Raw genomic sequence first — 244 nt, 5'->3', positions numbered from 1 at the left:
AGATAATCCCAACAGCCGCCTTGAACAATCGCGCGCTCGTTCAGTGCCATTTTGCGCGCGGTACTTACCACCTCACGCGCCGCCCTGTTGCTTTGCATCTCAGCACTGCTGAGTAACGGTAAATACTCACTATCGACATTGTCATAATTACCGGACAAAAACGCGGGTAATGCCCTAGGTGCTTGACGTTGTACGTCAGGATAACGATAAGCAGTATTGACAGCTGGCGGATTGGTGTAAAGGG

The 244-nt window shown here is 50.8% G+C and carries 1 protein-coding gene; it reads right to left on the bottom strand.

Translation table 11 applies throughout. The annotated features are described in order from the left end of the window. Positions 1–244 (bottom strand): hypothetical protein (locus tag AAEZ03_RS28580; protein ID WP_350583350.1); only part of this gene is annotated, 244 nt, incomplete at both ends.

It is taken from the genome of Pseudomonas sp. HY2-MNA-CIBAN-0224 (genome assembly GCF_040310285.1).
GTDB classification, from domain to species: Bacteria; Pseudomonadota; Gammaproteobacteria; order Pseudomonadales; family Pseudomonadaceae; genus Aquipseudomonas; species Aquipseudomonas helleri.
The sequence above is the reverse complement of the archived record's forward strand: the minus strand, read 5'-3'. Positions and strand labels throughout refer to the sequence as shown.